We start from the raw sequence: 17,565 nt of genomic DNA on the forward strand, positions 1-17,565 counted from the left end.
CGCAGGTGAATGCGAGGATCCCTCGCGACGGCCGCCTCCTGGGCACGCTCCCATCGTGGCCGCCCCCGCGGGCGGGTGGCGAGCGGGAGAAAACGGGTCCGCGGAAATGTCCGCCCAGGCAGGACCGCTGCCGCGACGCCGATCTTCCGGCCGTTCCGGCGCCCGTGCGCCTCATCACTGTTGACCAGGGGGGATAATCGACAACATGCGCCTATCCGCTCGTGTCGACTACGCCCTCCGTGCCGCCGCCGAACTCGCCGCAGCCGGTGCCGGCCCGACCACCGTGGGCGAGCTCGCCAAGGAGCAGGACATGCCGCCCAAGTACCTCGAGAACATCCTGCTGCAGATGCGCCGGGCGGGCCTGGTGCGCGGCCAGCGCGGCCCCGAGGGCGGCTACGTGCTGGCCCGCCCCGCGGCCCAGATCTCACTCGCCGACGTGATCAGGGCGGTGGACGGGCCGCTGGCCAACGTCCGCGGCGAGCGTCCCGAGCACGTCGGCTACCGCGGCCCGGCGGAGTCGCTCCAGCAGGTCTGGATCGCGTTGCGGGCCACCGAGCGCTCCATCCTGGAGGAGGTCACGCTGGAGCAGGTCGCGAGCGGCGCGCTGCCCGAGCGCGTCCGCCAGCTCGCCGCCGACCCCGCCGCCTGGGACTGAGCCGCCGACCCCGCCGCCTGGGACTGAGCCGCCGACCCCGCCGTCTCGGACTGAGCCGCCGACCCCGCCCGCCTCGGACCGGCCCTCCCGCGCTCCACAGAGCGACGAGCCCTGCCGGCACCCCGCGGGGCGTCGGGCGGGGCTTCCTAGACTGGAGGCATGCCCGAGGGAGACGCCGTCTACCGCGCCGCGGCCCGGCTGCGGGGAGCGCTCGACGGGCGGGTGCTGACCAGGTCCGACTTCCGGGTGCCCCGCCACGCCACCGCCGACCTGCGCGGCCGGACGGTGCTGACGACCGTGTCGCGGGGCAAGCACCTGCTCACCCGCGTCGAGGGCGGCCTGACCGTGCACACCCATCTGCGCATGGACGGGATCTGGCGGATCACGCCGGCCCGCCGCGCCACGCCCCGGACGGGCGGCGACGGAGTACGGCTCGTGCTGGCCAACGCGGAGTGGGAGGCCGTCGGCGTCAGGCTGGGGATGGTCGACCTGCTGCGGACCGCCGGCGAGTCACAGGTCGTCGGGCATCTCGGCCCCGACCTGCTCGGCGACGACTGGGACGCGGCCGAGGCGGTGCGGCGGCTGATGCGGGAACCGGACAGGACGATCGGGGAGGCGCTGCTCGACCAGCGCAACCTGGCGGGGATCGGCACGATCTACCGCGCCGAGACGTTGTTCCTCAGAGGGATCTGGCCGTGGCGGAAGGTCGGGGAGGTGACGGACCTGGAGGGGGCGGTCACGCTGGCCCGGCGGCTGCTGGATGCGAACAAGGCTCACGCGGGCACCGTGACGACGGGCGATCGCCGTCCCGGCGCGCAGACCTGGGTCTACGGCAGGGCGGGGCAGCCCTGTCGCCGATGCGGCACGCGCATCAGCCGTGGGGAGATGGGGGCACGGCCACAGGAGCGGTTGATCCTGTGGTGTGGGGCCTGCCAGCCTCGTTAGGCGGCCACCATGTTCTTGACCTCGGGGAACACGGAGTCGGAGATCGATCCGGGCACCGAGTCGCTCAAGGGGATGCGCTCGTGGTCGGGGACGTCGGCGAGAACGGGGGCAGCCTGCAGCTCGGCCAGGGCGAACTGGTCGGACACCTCACGCAGGACCTGCGACAGCGGAATGCCCAGGGCGCCGCAGATCGAGGCCAGCAACTCGGACGACGCCTCTTTCTGACCACGCTCGACCTCGGACAAGTAGCCGAGCGAGACCCGCGCCAACGTGGACACCTCTCGGAGAGTGCGTCCCTGCCGCACGCGCAACCGCCTCAGCACGTCGCCGAGCAGCTGACGCAGCAAAATCATCTGTCGCTCCCTCCCCGGGGTGGAGGTCTTCACCACGCCCCGCGCGATCGGATCGTGCCGCCCGTCCTTCTTCTTCGCTTGGTACATGCTCCTCGCCGTCATCATGGGGCCCTGCCGTCCCCGGATCGTCGCTCCCGGCCCGTCATGCGAGACACCCGGCCTGCCTGCCGGGCGCTCGTTGCTTGACGTTGGCTCACGGACCTCACTCACAGCTCCACCGTACCTGTATCGACCGACACCGCGTCAGACCGTGCCTGTCATGTTCGCTCGGGACGTAACACGGTAATCACCCGGAATGTTCCCCCTTGTTCGGCTTAAGCACACCTGTAAGTAGATCAACCGCCTCGTCCACCGTCTTTACCCTGATACGTTCGCGGGACCCCTGGAGTCTCAACTCTCGGGCCCAGATTTCTCCGCCGGGCCCGGCGACGGCGACGTAGACGGTGCCGACGGGCTTGCCGTCCTGCGGATCGGGCCCCGCCACCCCGGTCACCGCCAGCCCGTACGTCGCCGCGCACACCCGGGCCACACCCGCGGCCATCGCCGCCGCGACGCCCGGGTCAACCGCCCCCTCCCGCGCCAGCAGGTCGTCCGGCACGCCCAGCAGCGCGTGCTTGAGGTCAGTGGCATACGAGACCACCCCGCCCCGGAACGCCTTCGACGCCCCCGGCACCGCGGTGATGGTCGCCCCGATGAGCCCCCCGGTCAGCGACTCGGCCACGGCGAGCGTGGCACCCCGCTCCACGAGCAGCGTGATCGCCTCGGCGGCCGGCGCCATGCTCACTCCCCTCTGGCCTGCCGCGCCACCTTGCGCAGCTTGACCGCGCGAACCACGTAGTCGACACCGGTGGCCACCGTGACCACCAGGGCGGCGCCCATGACCGCCCAGCGCAGCCACTGGGGCACTCCGGGCAGGATGTACAGGACGATGGCCGCGATCTGCAGCACGGTCTTGACCTTGCCGCCGTAGCTGGCCGGGATGATCGCCCGGCGGATCAGCACCAAGCGCAGCACCGTGATGCCCAGCTCGCGGCCGAGGATCACCAGCGTGATCCACCAGGGCAGCTCGCCGAGGATCGACAGGCACACCAGCGCCGCGCCGGTCAGCGCCTTGTCGGCGATCGGATCGGCGATCTTGCCGAAGTCGGTGATCAGCCCGTACCGGCGGGCCAGCTCCCCGTCGAGGTGGTCGGTGATGGACGCCACGGCGAACACCGCCAGCGCCGCCAGGCGCCAGCCCGCGCCCGGCACGAAGAGGCAGACGACGAAGAAGGGGACGAGCGCCAACCGCAGGACCGTGAGGACGTTGGCGATGTTCCACGGGCTGACCACGCGGCGCTCGTCCCTCGTCATGGACCGGCCTTGATGCGGGCGATCAGGTCGACCCCCTCGGCGTCGACCACGACCGCGCGCACGATCTGCCCCCGGACCAGGCCGATGCCCTGCACGGTCACGGACCCGTCGACCTCCGGCCCCTGGTGGGCGGCCCGGCCCTCGTAGCCGCCGTCACCGAGGTCGTCGTCGATGAGCACGTCGACCTCGGTGCCGATGCGCTCCTCGGCCCGCTGCGCGGTCAGCTCCTCGGCCAGCTCGGTCAGGATCCGCACCCGCTCGTCGACGACCTCCTGGTCGAGCTTGCCGTCGAAGCCGGCCGCCTCGGTGCCGTCCTCGTCGGAGTAGCCGAACACGCCGATGACGTCGAGCCGCGCCCGCTCCAGGAAGCCGACCAGCTCGCCGAACTCCTCCTCGGTCTCGCCGGGGAAGCCCACGATGAAGTTGGAGCGCACGCCCGCCTCGGGGGCGTGCTCGCGGATGCTCTCCAGCAGCCCGAGAAAGCGCTCCGGGTCGCCGAAGCGGCGCATGCGGCGCAGCACCGTGCCGCTGGCGTGCTGGAAGGACAGGTCGAAGTACGGGGCGATCCCCTCGGTGCCCGCGATGACCTCCAGCAGCCCCGGCCGCAGCTCGGCCGGCTGCAGGTAGCTCACCCGCACCCGGTCGATGCCCTCGACGGCGGCCAGGCGCGGCAGCAGCTTCTCCAGCGCCCGCAGGTCGCCGAGGTCCTTGCCGTAGGAGGTGGAGTTCTCGCTGACCAGGACGAGCTCGCGCACGCCCCGGTGGGCGAGCCAGTCGGCCTCGGCCAGCAGCTCCTCGGGGTCTCGGGAGACGTAGGCGCCGCGGAAGGCCGGGATGGCGCAGAACGTGCAGCGCCGGTCGCAGCCGGAGGCGAGCTTGAGCGAGGCCACCGGGCTCTCGTCGAGCCGCTTGCGCAGCACGCGGGGGCCGCTGGCCGGGGCCAGCCCCTCGGGCAGGTCGCCGTGGCCCGGGATGGCGGCCTTGGGGGCCGCCGCCCGGTCCACGGGCGAGATGGGCAGCAGGGTGCGGCGGTCACGCGGCGTGTGCGGCTTGAGCGGACGCCCGGCGATCACGTCGTCGAGGCGGCCGCCGATGTCGGCGTAGTCGTCGAAGGAGATGACCGCGCTGGCCTCGGGCAGCGCCTCGGCCAGCTCGTTGCCGTAGCGCTCGGCCATACAGCCCGCGGCGACCACCTTGGCCCCGGAGTCTGCCGCGGCCAGCAGCGTGTCGATGGAGTCCTTCTTCGCCGAGTCGATGAAGCCACACGTGTTGACGACGACGACGTCGGGGGCGTCGTCGCCCAGCTGCCAGCCGGCAGCCTCAAGTCGCGCGGCCAGCTCCTCGGAGTCGACCTCGTTGCGCGCGCAGCCCAGGGTGATCAGCGATGCGGTTCGGCGGGATGACATGGTGAACACTACGGTATCGGGAGTTGGCCACCACCCGATGCACCGGCTACCTCGCAGGAGGCGCCGGCGGCCCGAACGAGCGGCGCACGGTCTGCCCGCGCGTGCCGAGCTTGCCCACCTTCTTGCCGTTGACCTGCACCGACACCGCAGTGGCGTCGCTCACTTCCAGGTCGACCCGGTCGGGGGCCCGCCAGGTGGAGGTCATGCCCGCCTCCATCATCCCGGCGAACAGCTTGCGCCCCGTGGCGTCGGCGACGTTGACGTAGGACGACCGCTTGGCCTTGACCTGGACCACGACCTGGTTGGCGGCGACGGTCGGCTTCACGCTCGCGCCCGCCCGCGGCGGGGCCGGCTTGGCCCGCTGGTGCACCCCCGGGGCGGGCAGGGTCGGCACGGCGGGGATCTGCTCCACCCCGGCCTCGTGCGTGCCGCCGGCGCCGCCCATGACGCGGACGATGCCGAAGACGACAACGAGGCTCAGCGCCACGCCCAGGGCCATCGACCAGTTGGGCGAGCGCCGCTCGGCCGCCCGCAGCCGGCGGTCGGTGCGGAAGACGCTGGCCATGCGCACCGCGGGCGGGTCGCCGCCGTGCAGCTCGTCGTAGAGGTGGACCATGGCCTCGGGGTCGAGGCCGAGCGCCCGGGACAGCGCCTTGATGTGGCCGCGCTCGTAGAAGTCGCCGCCGCACTGCGAGAACTCGTCACGCTCGAAGGCGTGGATGATCGCCTCGCGTATGCGGGTGAGCGCGCTGAGCTGCTCAACCGTCATGCCCGCCGACCGCCGGGCGGCGGAGAGCACGGCCCCGAGGCTCCGCGTCTCCACCCCCGGCGCCGGCGCGCCCTGCTCCTGTGTCCTCTGGTCCTCCACGGCGCACGCCTCCCAGCCCCCGACGATGCGTAGTCAGTCCTATTCAACCAGTAATCGCCGTGGTTGGACACACCGGGGTCACCCGCCGCGCAGGTCGGCCAGCAGGGCGGGCAGGTCGTCGGGCTTGACCAGCACCTCCCGGGCCTTGGAGCCCTCGCTGGGGCCGACCACGTCGCGGCTCTCCAGCAGGTCCATCAGCCGGCCGGCCTTGGCGAAGCCGACGCGCAGCTTGCGCTGGAGCATCGAGGTGGAGCCGAACTGGGTCGTCACGATCAGCTCGGCCGCCTGGATCAGCAGCTCCAGGTCGTCGCCGATGTCCTCGTCGATCTCCCGCTTGACCGGCGCCGCGGCCACGTCCTCACGGTACTCGGCCTGCATCTGCGTCTTGCAGTGCGCGACGATCTCGGCGATCTCCTTCTCCGAGACGAACGCGTTCTGGATGCGGATGGGCTTGCTCGCGCCCATCGGCAGGAACAGCGCGTCGCCCTGGCCGACCAGCTTGTCGGCGCCGGGCTGGTCGAGGATGACCCGCGAGTCGGTGAGCGAGGAGACGGCGAAGGCCAGCCGGGAGGGGACGTTGGCCTTGATGAGGCCGGTGACGACGTCCACGGACGGCCGCTGGGTGGCGATGACGAGGTGGATGCCGGCGGCGCGGGCGAGCTGGGTGATGCGCACGATCGAGTCCTCGACGTCGCGCGGGGCGACCATCATGAGGTCGGCCAGCTCGTCCACGATCACCAGGAGGTACGGGTAGGGCTGGTAGACCCGCTCGCTGCCCGGCGGCGGCTGGAGCTTGCCGGCCCGCACCGCCTTGTTGAACTCGTCCACGTGCCGGAACCCGGAGGCGGCCAGGTCGTCGTAGCGGCGGTCCATCTCGCCCACGACCCATTCGAGGGCCTCGGCGGCCTTCTTCGGGTTGGTGATGATCGGGGTGATCAGGTGGGGGATGCCCTCGTACACCGAGAGCTCCACCCGCTTGGGGTCGACGAGCACCATGCGCACCTCGTCGGGCGTGGCCCGCATGAGGATCGAGGTGATCAGGCCGTTGACGCAGACGGACTTGCCCGCGCCGGTGGCGCCCGCGATGAGCAGGTGGGGCATCTTGGCGAGGTTGGCCACGATGGTGCGGCCCTCGACGTCCTTGCCCAGTCCGACGATCATCGGGTGGTGGTCGGCCTGGGCCACCTGCGCGCGCAGCACGTCGCCGAGCGCCACGAGGTCCTTGTCGGCGTTGGGGATCTCGACGCCGATGGCCGACTTGCCGGGGATGGGCGACAGGATGCGCACGTCGGCCGACTTGACGGCGTAGGCGATGTTCTTGGTGAGCGCGGTGACCTTCTCCACCTTGACGGCGGGGCCGAGCTCGATCTCGTAGCGGGTCACCGTGGGGCCGCGGGTGAAGCCGATGACCTGGGCGTCGATGCCGAACTGCTCCAGCACACTGGTGAGCGCGTTGACCACGACGGAGTTGGCCTTGGTCTGCGGCTTGGGCGGGGTGCCCTGCTTGAGGAACTGCAGGTCGGGCAGCGCGTACGGGCCGGCCTGCGACGACAGGACGAGCTGCTCGACCTTGCGCGGCGCGGGCGTCGGGGCGGGCGGCTCCGGGCTGCGGACCGGCTCGGGCGCGGGCGGCTCCTCCTCCACCAGGCCGGGCACGATCTCGGGCGCGTGGTCGGGCCGCTTGTCCTGGTCGGCGAGGACGGGCGTGTCGTACGGCGGCTGGCCCTCGCGCTCGGGCGCGTCCTCGGTGCTCTTGCGGACCCGGCGCGGCCGCCTGGCCTCGGGCCGCGGGGCGCCGGCCGGGGTGGCGCCCCTCTCCTCGAACAGCAGGTGGCGCAACTCCGACAGCCGCTCGGGGATGCGGTGGACCGGCGTGGCGGTGATCACCAGGACGCCGAAGCCCGACAGCATGAGCAGGAGCGGGATCGTGATCCACGAGGGCAGGATGCTCATGGGCGGGGCCGAGACGATGAAGCCGATGAGGCCGCCCGCCTGCGCGACGCGGTCCATGCCGTCGTTGGCGGTGCCCGCGGGGTTGGGGTAGGGCACGTCGTTGGCCACGTGGATGACGCCGAGCACGCCGATCAGCAGCGCGCTCCAGCCGATCACCATGCGGCCGGTGTCGGCGTTCTGGTCGGGGTGGCGCAGGTAGCGCCAGGCCAGCAGGCCGAGCAGCAGCGGCAGCGCCCACGCCAGCGAGCCGAACATGGCGCGCACGACCACGTTGACGACGGTGGAGACCGTGCCCTCGGAGGCGCGCCAGGTCATCGCGGCCAGCACGATGGCGCCGGCCAGGACCGCGAGGCCCACGCCGTCGCGCCGGTGGGCCGGGTCGAGCTCGCGGGCGTTCTTGCCGAGCGCGCGGGCCGCTCCGCCGATGCCGTTGGCCACGAGCATCCACAGCCCGACGACCAGCTTGCCGATCATCGTGAAGACCCACGTGATCGGGTCCTGATGGGTCAGGGACGCCTTGCGGGCCGGCGCGGAGCCCCTCGCCCTCGAACGCCCCGACGACGTGGATCCGCGCTTGGCGGGGGCCGGGCGCGGGCCGGCCGACCGCTTCGCCGGCCCCTTCGATGCGCTTTTCGGCGGACGGGTGGCCATGATGCCAAAGGTACGTCGGAGACACCGGCGAACGCACTCAGGCTCGCCGGTGACCCCCGCGATCCGGCATCAGCCGGACACCTCAGACAGGAAGACCTCAGGCGGGGAAGCGGTAGGTGGTGGTGGAGGTGAAGCGCTCCCCCGGCCGCAGCACCGTGGAGGGGAACTCCGGCCGGTTGGGCGAGTCGGGGAAGTGCTGGGTCTCCAGGCAGAAGCCCGCGTGCGGCCCGTACGGCGTGGAGGCGCCGTCGAGCATGCCGCCGGCGTAGAACTGCACGCCCGGCTCGGTGGTGGTGACCTCCATGGTCAGGCCGCTGACGGGCTCGACGACGCGCATGTCGCCCGAGCCGTCGAGGACGAAGCAGTGGTCGTAGGCCCCGTCGAGGCGGGCCCCGATGGCGTGGGGCGTGGTGAAGTCGAACGGCGTGCCCTTGACCGCGGCGAGCTCGCCGGTGGGGATCTTGTCGTCGTCGACGGGCAGGTAGTGCTCGGCGCCGATGCGCAGCTCGTGGCCGAGCACGTCGCCGCCGCCGGCGAGGTTGAAGTAGGAGTGGTTGGTCAGGTTGAGCACGGTGGGCGCGTCGGTCTCGGCGGTGTAGTCGATGCGCAGGGCGTCGCCGTCGACCGTGTAGGTGACGGAGGCGGTCAGCGTGCCGGGGTAGCCCTGGTCGCCGTCGGGGCTGGTCAGGGTGAGCGTCACGGACGTGTCACCGGCGTCGGCGACCGTCCAGACCTTGCTGTCGAACCCCTCGACGCCGCCGTGGAGGCTGGCGGGGCCGTTGTTGCGGGGCAGGGTGTAGGTGACGCCGTCCAGGGTGAAGGAGCCGTTCGCGATGCGGTTGCCGTACCTGCCGACCACCGCGCCGAAGTAGCGGCTGCGGGTCAGGTAGTCCTCCAGCGTGTCGAGACCGAGCACCACGTCGACGCCCGCCACCTCCAGCGACTGGAGCACGGCGCCGTAGCTGAGCACGGCGGCGCGCAGCCGCCCGGAGGTCAGCTCGAAGCGTTCGACGCGCTCCCCCGACGGCAGTGTTCCGAACATCATGTGCGTGCCTCTCCCGTGGACTCTCGGACGATCAGGGTGGTCTCCAGCATCGTGACACCCGTGGCCGCCTCGGCGTCGACCGACTGCAGCAGCATGTCGACGGCGATGCGGCCGGCCGCGGCCGTGGGCATGGCGATGGTGGTGAGCTTGGGGCGGCCGAGCCGGCCCGCCACGATGTCGTCGACGCCGATGACGCTCACGTCGCGCGGCACCTCGACCCCGCGCTCGGCGAGACCCTCGATGAGCCCGATGGCGACGAGGTCGTTGTAGGCGAGGACGCCGGTCGCGCCGGAGGCCACCACGTCGGCGGCGGCGGCCAGGCCGCCCAGCTCGGTCGGCGGGTTGGGGCCGAGGAAGACGACGTCCACCTCGTTCATCGCGGCGGCCGCCTCCTGCATCTCCTTGCTGGTCCACGACCCGCTCGGGCCGGTGACCACGGCCAGCCGGCGGTGGCCGAGCCCGGTGAGGTGCTCGACGGCGAGGCGGGCCCCGCGCCCGACGTCCATGAGGACCGTGGGCATGCCCTTGACCCGGCGGTTGACCAGGACGAACGGGATCTCCTCGCGCAGGCGCTCTATCGTCCTGTTCGTCAGGCGCGGGCTGCACAGCAGGACGCCGTCGACCTGTTTGGTGAGGGTCTGGATCAGATCCTCCTCGGCCTTCGGGTCCTCGTCGGTGTCGGCCACGAAGACGTGGTAGTCGCGCAGCCGGGCCTGGGCCTGGGCGGCCTTGATGAGCGGCGGGAAGAACGGGTTGGCGATGTCGGCCACGATGAGGCCGAGGTTGTGGGTGCGCCCGGTGGTCAGCGCGCGGGCGGCGCGGTTGGGCCGGTAGCCGAGGTCCTCGGCGACGGCCAGCACGCGGGTGCGGGTCTCCGGGTTGACCAGGTGCGGCGCGGAGAAGGAGCGCGACACCGTGGAGACGTGGACGCCGGCAGCGCGGGCCACGTCGCGAATCGTCACTGCCACGCCTGGCCTCCTCCGACCATAGCTGTACTTTAGTGCAAGCGTTTGTATTGCCGTCACTGAGCCGTCGCCGCCTGGCCTGCACCGTCGGCGCACCACCCTATCCCCATGTTCCCCCAAGTGGGAGGGGCGTCCGCCCCATCGCCGCTTGACGTTGCCGGAACGAAACCTCAATACTTTTTGCAACCGGTTGCCGAACCCGACCCCCAGGAGTGGTGAAAGATCCGATGACACGAACACTGGTGACCGGGAGCGCCGGCCGGCTCGGGCGCAGCGTGGTCACCACATTGGCGCAGGCCGGCCACGAGGTGATCGGGGTCGACGTCGCGCCGGGCACTCCCCCGGAGGCGGCCGCCACGCTGCCCGCCGACCTGACCGACCTCGGCCAGGCGTACGACGTGCTCAACCGCTTCCGCCCCGACGTGGTGGTGCACCTGGCCGCCATCGCCACGCCGTTCAGCCGGCCCGAGGGCGTCATCTACCGCACCAACACCCAGCTCGCCTTCAACGTCTGCGCGGCGGCGAGCGGCACCGGGGTCGGCCGGGTGGTCGTCGCGAGCAGCCCGACCGTCATCGGCTACGGCGCGCCCCGCGGCTGGGCCCCGCGCTACCTGCCGATCGACGAGGAGCACCCGGCCGAGCCGTGGAACGCCTACAGCCTGTCGAAGCTGGTGGCCGAGCAGACCATGGCCGCCTTCGCGCGCTCCTCCCCGACCAGGTACGCGGCCGTGCGGCCGTGTTTCGTGGTGGCCCCCGAGGAGTGGGCCGGCGCGCCCACCCAGTCCGGCCACACGATCGCCGAGCGGCTGGACCGGCCGGAGATCGCCGGGGTGTCACTGTTCAACTACATCGACGCGCGTGACGCCTCCGACATGATCTCCGTCCTGATCGACCGCATGGGCGACGTGCCGAGCGGCGAGGTCTTCTTCGCCGGCGCGGCCGACGCCCTCGCCCGAGAGCCCCTGGCGGAGCTGCTGCCCGCCGTCAACCCCGCCACCGCGGCCACCGCCGCCGCGCTGACCGGCACCGCCCCCGCCTTCTCCTCGGCCAAGGCCGAGCGGCTGCTGGGCTGGACCCCCAGGCGCGCCTGGCGAACCGAACTGGAGATCGGATGAACCTCAGCGGGATCCTCTTCTTCCCGGTAACGCCGTTCGACGCCGAGGGGCGCCTGGCCGAGGAGGTGCTGGCCGAGCACATCGGGCGCGGCCTGGAGCACCGGCCGGGCGCCGTGTTCGTCGCCTGCGGAACCGGCGAGTTCTCCGCCCTGTCGGAGGCCGAGCACGAGGCGGCGGTCCGGGTGGCCGTCACGGCGGCGCGGGGCGGGACCCCGGTGCTGGCCGGTGCGGGCGGGCCGCTCGGCTCGGCGCTGCGCCAGGCGCGCGCGGCCCGCGACGCGGGCGCCGACGGGCTGCTGCTCATGCCGCCGTACCTGGCCATGGGGCCGCGCGAGGGCTTCACCGCGTACGTGCGGGCGGTCGCCGAGGTGCTGCCCGTGATCATCTACATGCGCGGCTCGCTGGTGCTGACCCCCGAGCAGGTGGTGGAGCTGGCCCGGATCCCCGGCGTCGTGGGCCTGAAGGACGGCCTGGGCGACATCGACCTGATCCAGCGCGTGGTCCTGGCCGTGCGGCGCGAGGTCGGCCCGGGCTTCGCGTTCTTCAACGGGCTGCCCACGGCCGAGCTGACCATGGGCGCCTACCGCGGCATCGGCGTCGAGCTGTACTCCTCCGCGGTGTTCGCGTTCGCGCCGGAGATCGCCACCGCCTACCTCGCGGGCGCCGAGAGCCTGGTCACCGAGTTCTACGAGCCGCTCGTACGGCTGCGCTCCAAGGTGCCCGGGTACGCCGTGTCGCTGGTCAAGGCCGGGGTGCGGCTGACCGGCCTCGACCCGGGCCCGGTGCGGCCCCCGCTGGTGGACGCCGCGCCCGAGGACGTGGCCGAGCTGGCGGAGCTCGTCCGGCACGGCAGGTCCGTCGCGGCCGCGCACGGCCGGACCACGGCGGCGGCCGGCCGGTGATCCGTGACCTGCGGGTGAGCGCCCGCACGGCCGCCCTGCCGCGGCCCTGGGGGCCGGACGTGCCCGTCAACCACGTGCTGGTCGTCGAGGTGGTCCTGGACGACGGCCGCGTCGGCACGGGCTTCTCCTGGACGCCGCAGATCGGCGCGCGGGCCGTCCAGGCGCTGCTGGAGCACGACGTGCGCGAGGCGCTCCTCGGTCTCGACCCGCACCCGGAGGTGGTGTGGGACCGGCTCTGGCGGCACCTGCGCGAGGCGGGCCCCGGCGGGCTCACCACCATCGCGCTCGCGGGCGTGGACCTCGCGCTGTGGGACCTGCGGTGCGGCGAGCGCGGGATCGTGGACGTGCTCGGCCGCCGCCGGGACACCGTCCCCGTCTACGGCAGCGGCGTCAACCTGCACTACCCGCTGGAGGAGCTGGTCGCCCAGGCGGAGCGGTGGACCGCCGCCGGACATCCGGCCGTCAAGATCAAGGTGGGCCGGCCCGACCTGCGCGAGGACGTCGAGCGGCTGGCGGCGGTCCGTGAGGTGATCGGGCCGGACCGGCTGCTGATGATCGACGCCAACCAGCGCTGGGACCTGCACCGGGCCCGCCGCGCGGTGGACGCGCTGGCCCCGTACGGGCTGCACTGGCTGGAGGAGCCGCTGCCGGCCGACGACGTGGCCGCGCACGTGGAGCTGCGCCGGTCGGTGGACGTGCCGATCGCGGTCGGCGAGAACGTCTACACCGTCTACGGCTTCCGCGACCTGCTGACCGCGGGCGCCTGCGACGTGCTGCAGCCCAACGTGGTCAGGGTCGGCGGCATCACGCCGTTCCTGCGGATCGCGGAGCTGGCCCGGGCGTTCGACGTGCCCGTCCACCCGCACCTGCTGCCCGACCTGTCGGCGCAGCTCGCGCTCACGCTGCCGTTGCCGTGCATGGCCGAGGAGGTCGAGGACGCCTCGTTCGCGGCCCTCGGGCTGCTGGAGGAGCCGTACCCGGTCCAGGTGAGCGGTGGGAAGCTGAGCGTCGGAGAGCACCGGGGCCTCGGGCTCCGCTGGAGGTGAGCATGCGGGTCGTACTGGCGGGCACGCGCGGGTTCGGCGCCCACTACCTGGAGCGGCTGCGGCGCCTGCGCGACGTGGTCGAGCTGGCCGGCGTCTGCGACACCGCGCCGCCGGAGCCGGCGGCGCTCGACGGGCTCGGCGAGCCGGAGTTCTCCCCCGACCTGCCCGAGCTGGTCAAGCGGACCGGGGCGCGGATCGCGATCCTGGCCACGCCCATCCCGACGCACGCCGAGCTCACGCTGGCCGCGCTGGCGGCCGGAGCGCACGTGCTGGTGGAGAAGCCGACGGCGGCCACGCTGGCCGACTTCGAGCGCATGGAACGGGCCGCCGCCGAGGCCGGCCTGGCCTGCCAGGTGGGCTTCCAGAGCCTCGGGTCGGCGGCGATCCCGGCGGTGCGCGAGATGATCGCCTCAGGGGTGGTCGGCCGGGTCACCGGGATCGGCGTGGGCGGCTCCTGGCCGCGGCCCGCCTCCTACTTCACGCGCAGCCCCTGGGCAGGGCGGCGCCGGCTCGACGGCGTGGACGTCGTGGACGGGGCGCTGACCAACCCGTTCGCGCACGCGCTGGCGACCGCCCTCGCGGTGGCCGGGGCCGAGGAGCGCGGCGCCGTCGAGGCGGTCGAGACGGAACTGTTCCACGCCAACGCCATCGAGTCGGACGACACCTCCTCGATCCGGGTCAGGACCGCGGGCGGGCCGCCGATCGTGGCCGCGGTGACGCTGTGCGCCGCCGAGCGGGACGAGCCGTACGTGGTCGTCCACGGGGAGCGGGGGCGGATCCGGCTCACGTACACGCTGGACGAGGTCCAGGTGGACGACGAGCCCGTGCGGCGCTTCGGCCGGACCGACCTGCTGCGCAACCTGGTGGCGCACGTCGCCTCCGGCGAGCCGCTGCTCGTGCCGATCGCCAGGACCGGCGCGTTCATGGAGGTCATGGAGGCCATCCGGGTGGCGCCCGACCCGCTGCCGATCGCCGCCGACCACCTCGACCGCTCCGGCGACGGCGTGGTGCTGCCGGGCGTCGCCGACCTGGTCGACGCGAGCGCGGACCGGCTCGCGCTGTTCTCCGAGCTGGGCGCCTCCTGGGCGACGCCGCTGCTGGTGGGCGACCGGGTCGTCGCGGAGTACGTCACCCGGCCCGATCTGCCGCTCACCGAGTCGCCCCGGCCGTACCTGCACCCGGTGCGCACGCTGGGCGGGACCGTCGTGACCGAGGTCCGGCCGCCCGACCATCCGCACCATCTGGGCGCCGGCGTGGCCGTCACGGACGTGGGCGGGCGCAACTTCTGGGGCGGGCGCACGTACGTCCGTGACCAGGGGCCCACCTGGCTCGACGACCACGGCGTGCAGCGGCACGTGGCGTTCGAGGAGCGCGACGCGGCCGGCTTCGCCGAGACGCTGCTGTGGGAGCGGCCCGGCGAGGAGCCGGTCGTGCGCGAGGAGCGGACGGCGCGGGCGGTGCCGCTGTCGCGGGGCTGGGCGCTGCGCTTCTCCTTCACGCTGCGCAACCTCACCGGCTCGCCGCTGACCGTCCGCAGCTCGGCCACCAAAGGTCGGGCCGGCGCCGGGTACGGCGGGTTCTTCTGGCGGGCTCCGGCCGGGACGCCTGGGCTGCGGGTCTTCACCGGCGCGGCCGAGGGCGAGCGGGCGGTCCACGGGTCGCGCGCGCCGTGGCTGGCGCTGTCGGCCGAGGACTGGACGCTGGTGTTCGCCCAGGACGACGACCCGTGGTTCGTGCGGGTCGCCGAGTATCCCGGGGTGGGCACGGCGCTGGCCTGGGACACGCCGCTGGTCTTCGACGACGTGCTGGCCCGCCGGGTCACCGTGGTCGTGGCCGACGGGCGCGTGGCGCCCGCGGACGTCCCGGCGCTGGTGGCCGAGGCCACCGGTTGACGCGATGGGCGCCCGGGCCGCCGGCTCAGGCGCCCAGGTGGCGTTCCAGCCAGGCGAAGGCGTGCTCCTGCATGGGCACGGTGAACGCGTGCGGCGCGTCGAAGAAGACCCCCTCGTATCCGCCGTCCGGGTACGCCCGGGAGATGATCGCGTGGGCCCGGCGCATCCCGGCCGGCGGGAACAGCTCGTCCCGCTCGCCGTACTGCACCAGGAGCGGCCTCGGGGCCGCCGAGGCGGCCAGGGACGGCCAGTCGCACACCCGCGACAGGCCGGGCGGGTAGAGCATCCAGGTGTGCGCGGCCACGTGGCGGTCGAGCAGCTCGCGGTAGGACGACATCATGGCCGCGACCACGACCGCGCCGATCGCCGGGTCGAACGCCCCGAGCAGCGCGGCGCGCAGGCCGCCGCCCGACAGCCCCACGCAGCCCACGGGGCCGACGTCGGGCCGGGAGCGCAGGTAGGCCGCCGCGGCCAGGTCCTCCCCCGCCACCGCCCCGGCCAGCGACGTGCCGAGCAGCACGCAGTACTTCTCCAGCAGGTGCTCGTGCAGGGCCGCCGCGCGGTCGTAGGCGTCGGCCTCGGACAGCCCCTCCGCCAGGCCCTGGGTGGCCGCCGCGGCCACCGGCTCGGGCATCGTCCCCAGCGGGAAGCGGCGGCTCCCCCAGCCGAGGACGTCGTGCACGAGCACGGCGAAGCCGCGCCGGGCCAGCTCACCGGCGTACGCCCGGCCGCCGTAGATCTGGCCGCGCAGCCGGGTCACCTCGGGCGACGGCGGCCCGGGGCCGTCGGCGATCTTCTCCTTGCCGGCGAACTTCATGCCGGCGTGGCAGTGCAGCGCGACGACGCCCGGCAGCGGGCCGGACGCGCCGCGCGGCCTGAGCAGGTAGGCCCGGGTGCGCGGGCCGTGGCCGAGCGACCAGGACAGCTCCTCGCCGGCCAGGTCGCCGGCGGTCCAGGCGTGCTCCACGCGGACGTCGCCGGCGGTGAGGTCGAGCACGCCGGCCGCCTCCCGGGCGGCCCGGCGCAGCTCCGGGCCCGGGGCTGCCTCGGGGAACAGGCCGCGCCCGCGCCCGGCCGCCTCGGCGAGGCCGGAGAACGCCCCGAGGTGCCGCGCGAACGTCCGCTCAGGCATCGGCGAGGCTGGTGCCGTCCTCGGTGAGGGCGACGGGCAGGCCGGTCGCGGCCGAGCGGTTGGCGGCGACGCCCACCAGCACGCTGCGGATGCCGTCGCGGTAGCCGGCCGGGCGGCCGAGCGGGTCGTCGCCGGGGCCGCGGAAGACGTCGTTCAGCAGCAGGCGGTCGCCGCCGCCGTGGCCGCCCGCGCCGCGCTCGATCGGGATCTCCTCCGGCTGCCGCCAGTGGCGGTGCAGCACGAGCCTCTCCCACGCGTCGGCCGCGTGCTCCTTGCTCGCCGCGCTCGGGTCGATGGCGGCCTGCGGCGGGGTCCAGGACCGCTCGCACACCTCCAGCTCGATGCGGCCCTCGGTGCCGGTGAACACGACGCGGTAGCCCTCGGACGGGGCGTGCGCGGTCAGCGAGTAGGTGAGCATCGCCCGGTCGGCGTAGCGGACGAGGACCGCCATGTTGTCGTCGATGGTCACGCCGTCGGCGAAGACGTCCTGGTCACGGAGGTAGCCGTCCTCGTGCTCGGCGTCGAGGTAGAGGCGCTTGAGCCGGGGGTCGGCCGAGATGTCGAGCAGGTACGGGTCGGTGCCGAGGCCCGGCGCGCCGTGCGAGCGCGCGGGACGCTCGCCCCGGGGCCGGGCCGTGCCGTAGAAGCGCAGGTCGGCCTGGGCGAACACGAGCTGAGGAGCCGCGCCGAGCCACCAGTTGACCAGGTCGAAGTGGTGGGTGGACTTGTGGACGAGCAGGCCGCCCGAGTTGGCGCGGTCGCGGTGCCAGCGGCGGAAGTAGTCGGCGCCGTGGATGGTGTCGAGGGCCCAGTCGAAGTGGACGGAGGTGACCTCGCCGATGGCGCCCTCACTGAGCAGGCGCTTGACCGCCGAGTTACGCGGGGAGTAGCGGTAGTTGAACGTCACCACGAGCTTGCCGGAGGAGCGCTCCGCCGCCTCGGCGATCGCGGCGCAGCTCTCGGCGTCGACGGTCAGCGGCTTCTCCACGACGACGTCCTTGCCGGCGTCCAGCGCGGCGCAGACGTAGCGGGCGTGGGTGGCGTCGATCGTGGTGACGACCACCGCGTCGGCCAGGTCCAGCAGCTCGCCGAACTCGTCGGGGCCGAAGCAGGGCACCTCCCGGCCGATGCGCTCGACGTAGTAGGCCATGCGGGTGCGGTTGGTGTCGCAGAGACCGGCGATGGTCCCCGCGTCGCTCCAGTCGCCCAGCAGCGCGTCCACGTACATCTGGACGCGGTGGCCGAGGCCGACGAAAGCGTACCTGGTGCTCACTTGCTCTCCCC

General features: G+C 73.4%; 16 protein-coding genes. 6 read left to right on the forward strand and 10 right to left on the reverse strand.

Annotation, left to right across the window (positions count from 1 at the left end):
- Window positions 1-205 precede the first annotated feature (205 nt).
- Entirely contained in the window at window positions 206-655 is a 450-nt protein-coding gene (locus HD595_RS05110) for an RrF2 family transcriptional regulator (RefSeq protein ID WP_253766075.1), read from the forward strand.
- A 159-nt stretch (window positions 656-814) separates the two neighbouring features.
- On the forward strand, window positions 815-1,600 hold the full coding sequence (locus HD595_RS05115) for a DNA-formamidopyrimidine glycosylase family protein (RefSeq protein ID WP_253766077.1): 786 nt from the start codon (window positions 815-817) through the stop codon (window positions 1,598-1,600).
- Here HD595_RS05115 and HD595_RS05120 read toward each other — a convergent pair.
- The 8 genes from HD595_RS05120 to HD595_RS05155 all read right to left on the reverse strand — a co-directional run bounded on the left by HD595_RS05120 (window position 1,597) and on the right by HD595_RS05155 (window position 10,197).
- Entirely contained in the window at window positions 1,597-1,953 is a 357-nt protein-coding gene (locus HD595_RS05120) for a helix-turn-helix domain-containing protein (RefSeq protein ID WP_175599823.1), read from the reverse strand. The two genes, HD595_RS05115 and HD595_RS05120, sit on opposite strands and share 4 nt — an antisense overlap.
- Before the next feature lie 286 nt (window positions 1,954-2,239).
- Window positions 2,240-2,731, reverse strand: a complete 492-nt coding sequence (locus HD595_RS05125; protein ID WP_253766079.1) for a CinA family protein — start codon at window positions 2,729-2,731, stop codon at window positions 2,240-2,242.
- 2 nt (window positions 2,732-2,733) lie between these two features.
- A complete protein-coding gene (gene pgsA, locus HD595_RS05130; protein WP_253766081.1) occupies window positions 2,734-3,306 on the reverse strand; it encodes a CDP-diacylglycerol--glycerol-3-phosphate 3-phosphatidyltransferase in 573 nt (190 codons plus the stop codon).
- On the reverse strand, window positions 3,303-4,712 hold the full coding sequence (rimO, locus tag HD595_RS05135) for a 30S ribosomal protein S12 methylthiotransferase RimO (protein WP_253766083.1): 1,410 nt from the start codon (window positions 4,710-4,712) through the stop codon (window positions 3,303-3,305). The genes pgsA and rimO overlap by 4 nt, the downstream gene beginning before the upstream one ends.
- A gap of 46 nt (window positions 4,713-4,758) precedes the next feature.
- The gene (locus HD595_RS46610) at window positions 4,759-5,580 is read right to left on the reverse strand and encodes a helix-turn-helix domain-containing protein (protein WP_253766085.1); all 822 of its coding nucleotides are present in this window, start codon (window positions 5,578-5,580) and stop codon (window positions 4,759-4,761) included.
- Between the two features lie 78 nt (window positions 5,581-5,658).
- A complete protein-coding gene (locus HD595_RS05145; RefSeq protein ID WP_420540687.1) occupies window positions 5,659-8,184 on the reverse strand; it encodes a DNA translocase FtsK in 2,526 nt (841 codons plus the stop codon).
- A 97-nt stretch (window positions 8,185-8,281) separates the two neighbouring features.
- Window positions 8,282-9,229, reverse strand: coding sequence for an aldose epimerase family protein (locus tag HD595_RS05150; RefSeq protein ID WP_253766089.1), 948 nt, complete (start codon window positions 9,227-9,229; stop codon window positions 8,282-8,284).
- Window positions 9,226-10,197 carry a LacI family DNA-binding transcriptional regulator gene (locus tag HD595_RS05155; protein WP_253766091.1) on the reverse strand — a complete coding sequence of 324 codons (972 nt, stop codon included), beginning with the start codon at window positions 10,195-10,197 and terminating at the stop codon, window positions 9,226-9,228. Before HD595_RS05155 ends, HD595_RS05150 begins: the two co-directional genes overlap by 4 nt.
- 224 nt (window positions 10,198-10,421) lie before the next feature.
- On the opposite strand from HD595_RS05155, the gene HD595_RS05160 reads away from it, so the two are divergent.
- From HD595_RS05160 to HD595_RS05175, 4 genes are read left to right on the forward strand one after another with little or no spacing between them, the layout of a single operon-like run.
- Window positions 10,422-11,309, forward strand: a complete 888-nt coding sequence (locus HD595_RS05160) for an NAD-dependent epimerase/dehydratase family protein (RefSeq protein ID WP_253766093.1) — start codon at window positions 10,422-10,424, stop codon at window positions 11,307-11,309.
- Entirely contained in the window at window positions 11,306-12,211 is a 906-nt protein-coding gene (locus tag HD595_RS05165) for a 5-dehydro-4-deoxyglucarate dehydratase (protein WP_253766095.1), read from the forward strand. Before HD595_RS05160 ends, HD595_RS05165 begins: the two co-directional genes overlap by 4 nt.
- Complete coding sequence (locus tag HD595_RS05170; RefSeq protein ID WP_420540750.1) at window positions 12,211-13,257, forward strand: mandelate racemase/muconate lactonizing enzyme family protein; 1,047 nt, start codon at window positions 12,211-12,213, stop codon at window positions 13,255-13,257. The genes HD595_RS05165 and HD595_RS05170 overlap by 1 nt, the downstream gene beginning before the upstream one ends.
- Window positions 13,258-13,259: 2 nt before the next feature.
- A complete protein-coding gene (locus HD595_RS05175) occupies window positions 13,260-15,149 on the forward strand; it encodes a DUF6807 family protein (protein WP_253766099.1) in 1,890 nt (629 codons plus the stop codon).
- Between the two features lie 25 nt (window positions 15,150-15,174).
- On the opposite strand, the gene HD595_RS05180 is transcribed toward HD595_RS05175, so the two are convergent.
- Window positions 15,175-16,281 (reverse strand): dienelactone hydrolase family protein, encoded by a 1,107-nt coding sequence (locus HD595_RS05180; RefSeq protein WP_253766101.1) that lies wholly within the window; start codon window positions 16,279-16,281, stop codon window positions 15,175-15,177.
- On the reverse strand, window positions 16,274-17,554 hold the full coding sequence (locus tag HD595_RS05185; protein ID WP_308211102.1) for a Gfo/Idh/MocA family protein: 1,281 nt from the start codon (window positions 17,552-17,554) through the stop codon (window positions 16,274-16,276). The genes HD595_RS05180 and HD595_RS05185 overlap by 8 nt, the downstream gene beginning before the upstream one ends.
- Window positions 17,555-17,565: the final 11 nt, after the last annotated feature.

This window comes from Nonomuraea roseoviolacea subsp. carminata (genome assembly GCF_024172185.1).
Lineage (GTDB): Bacteria > Actinomycetota > Actinomycetes > Streptosporangiales > Streptosporangiaceae > Nonomuraea > Nonomuraea roseoviolacea.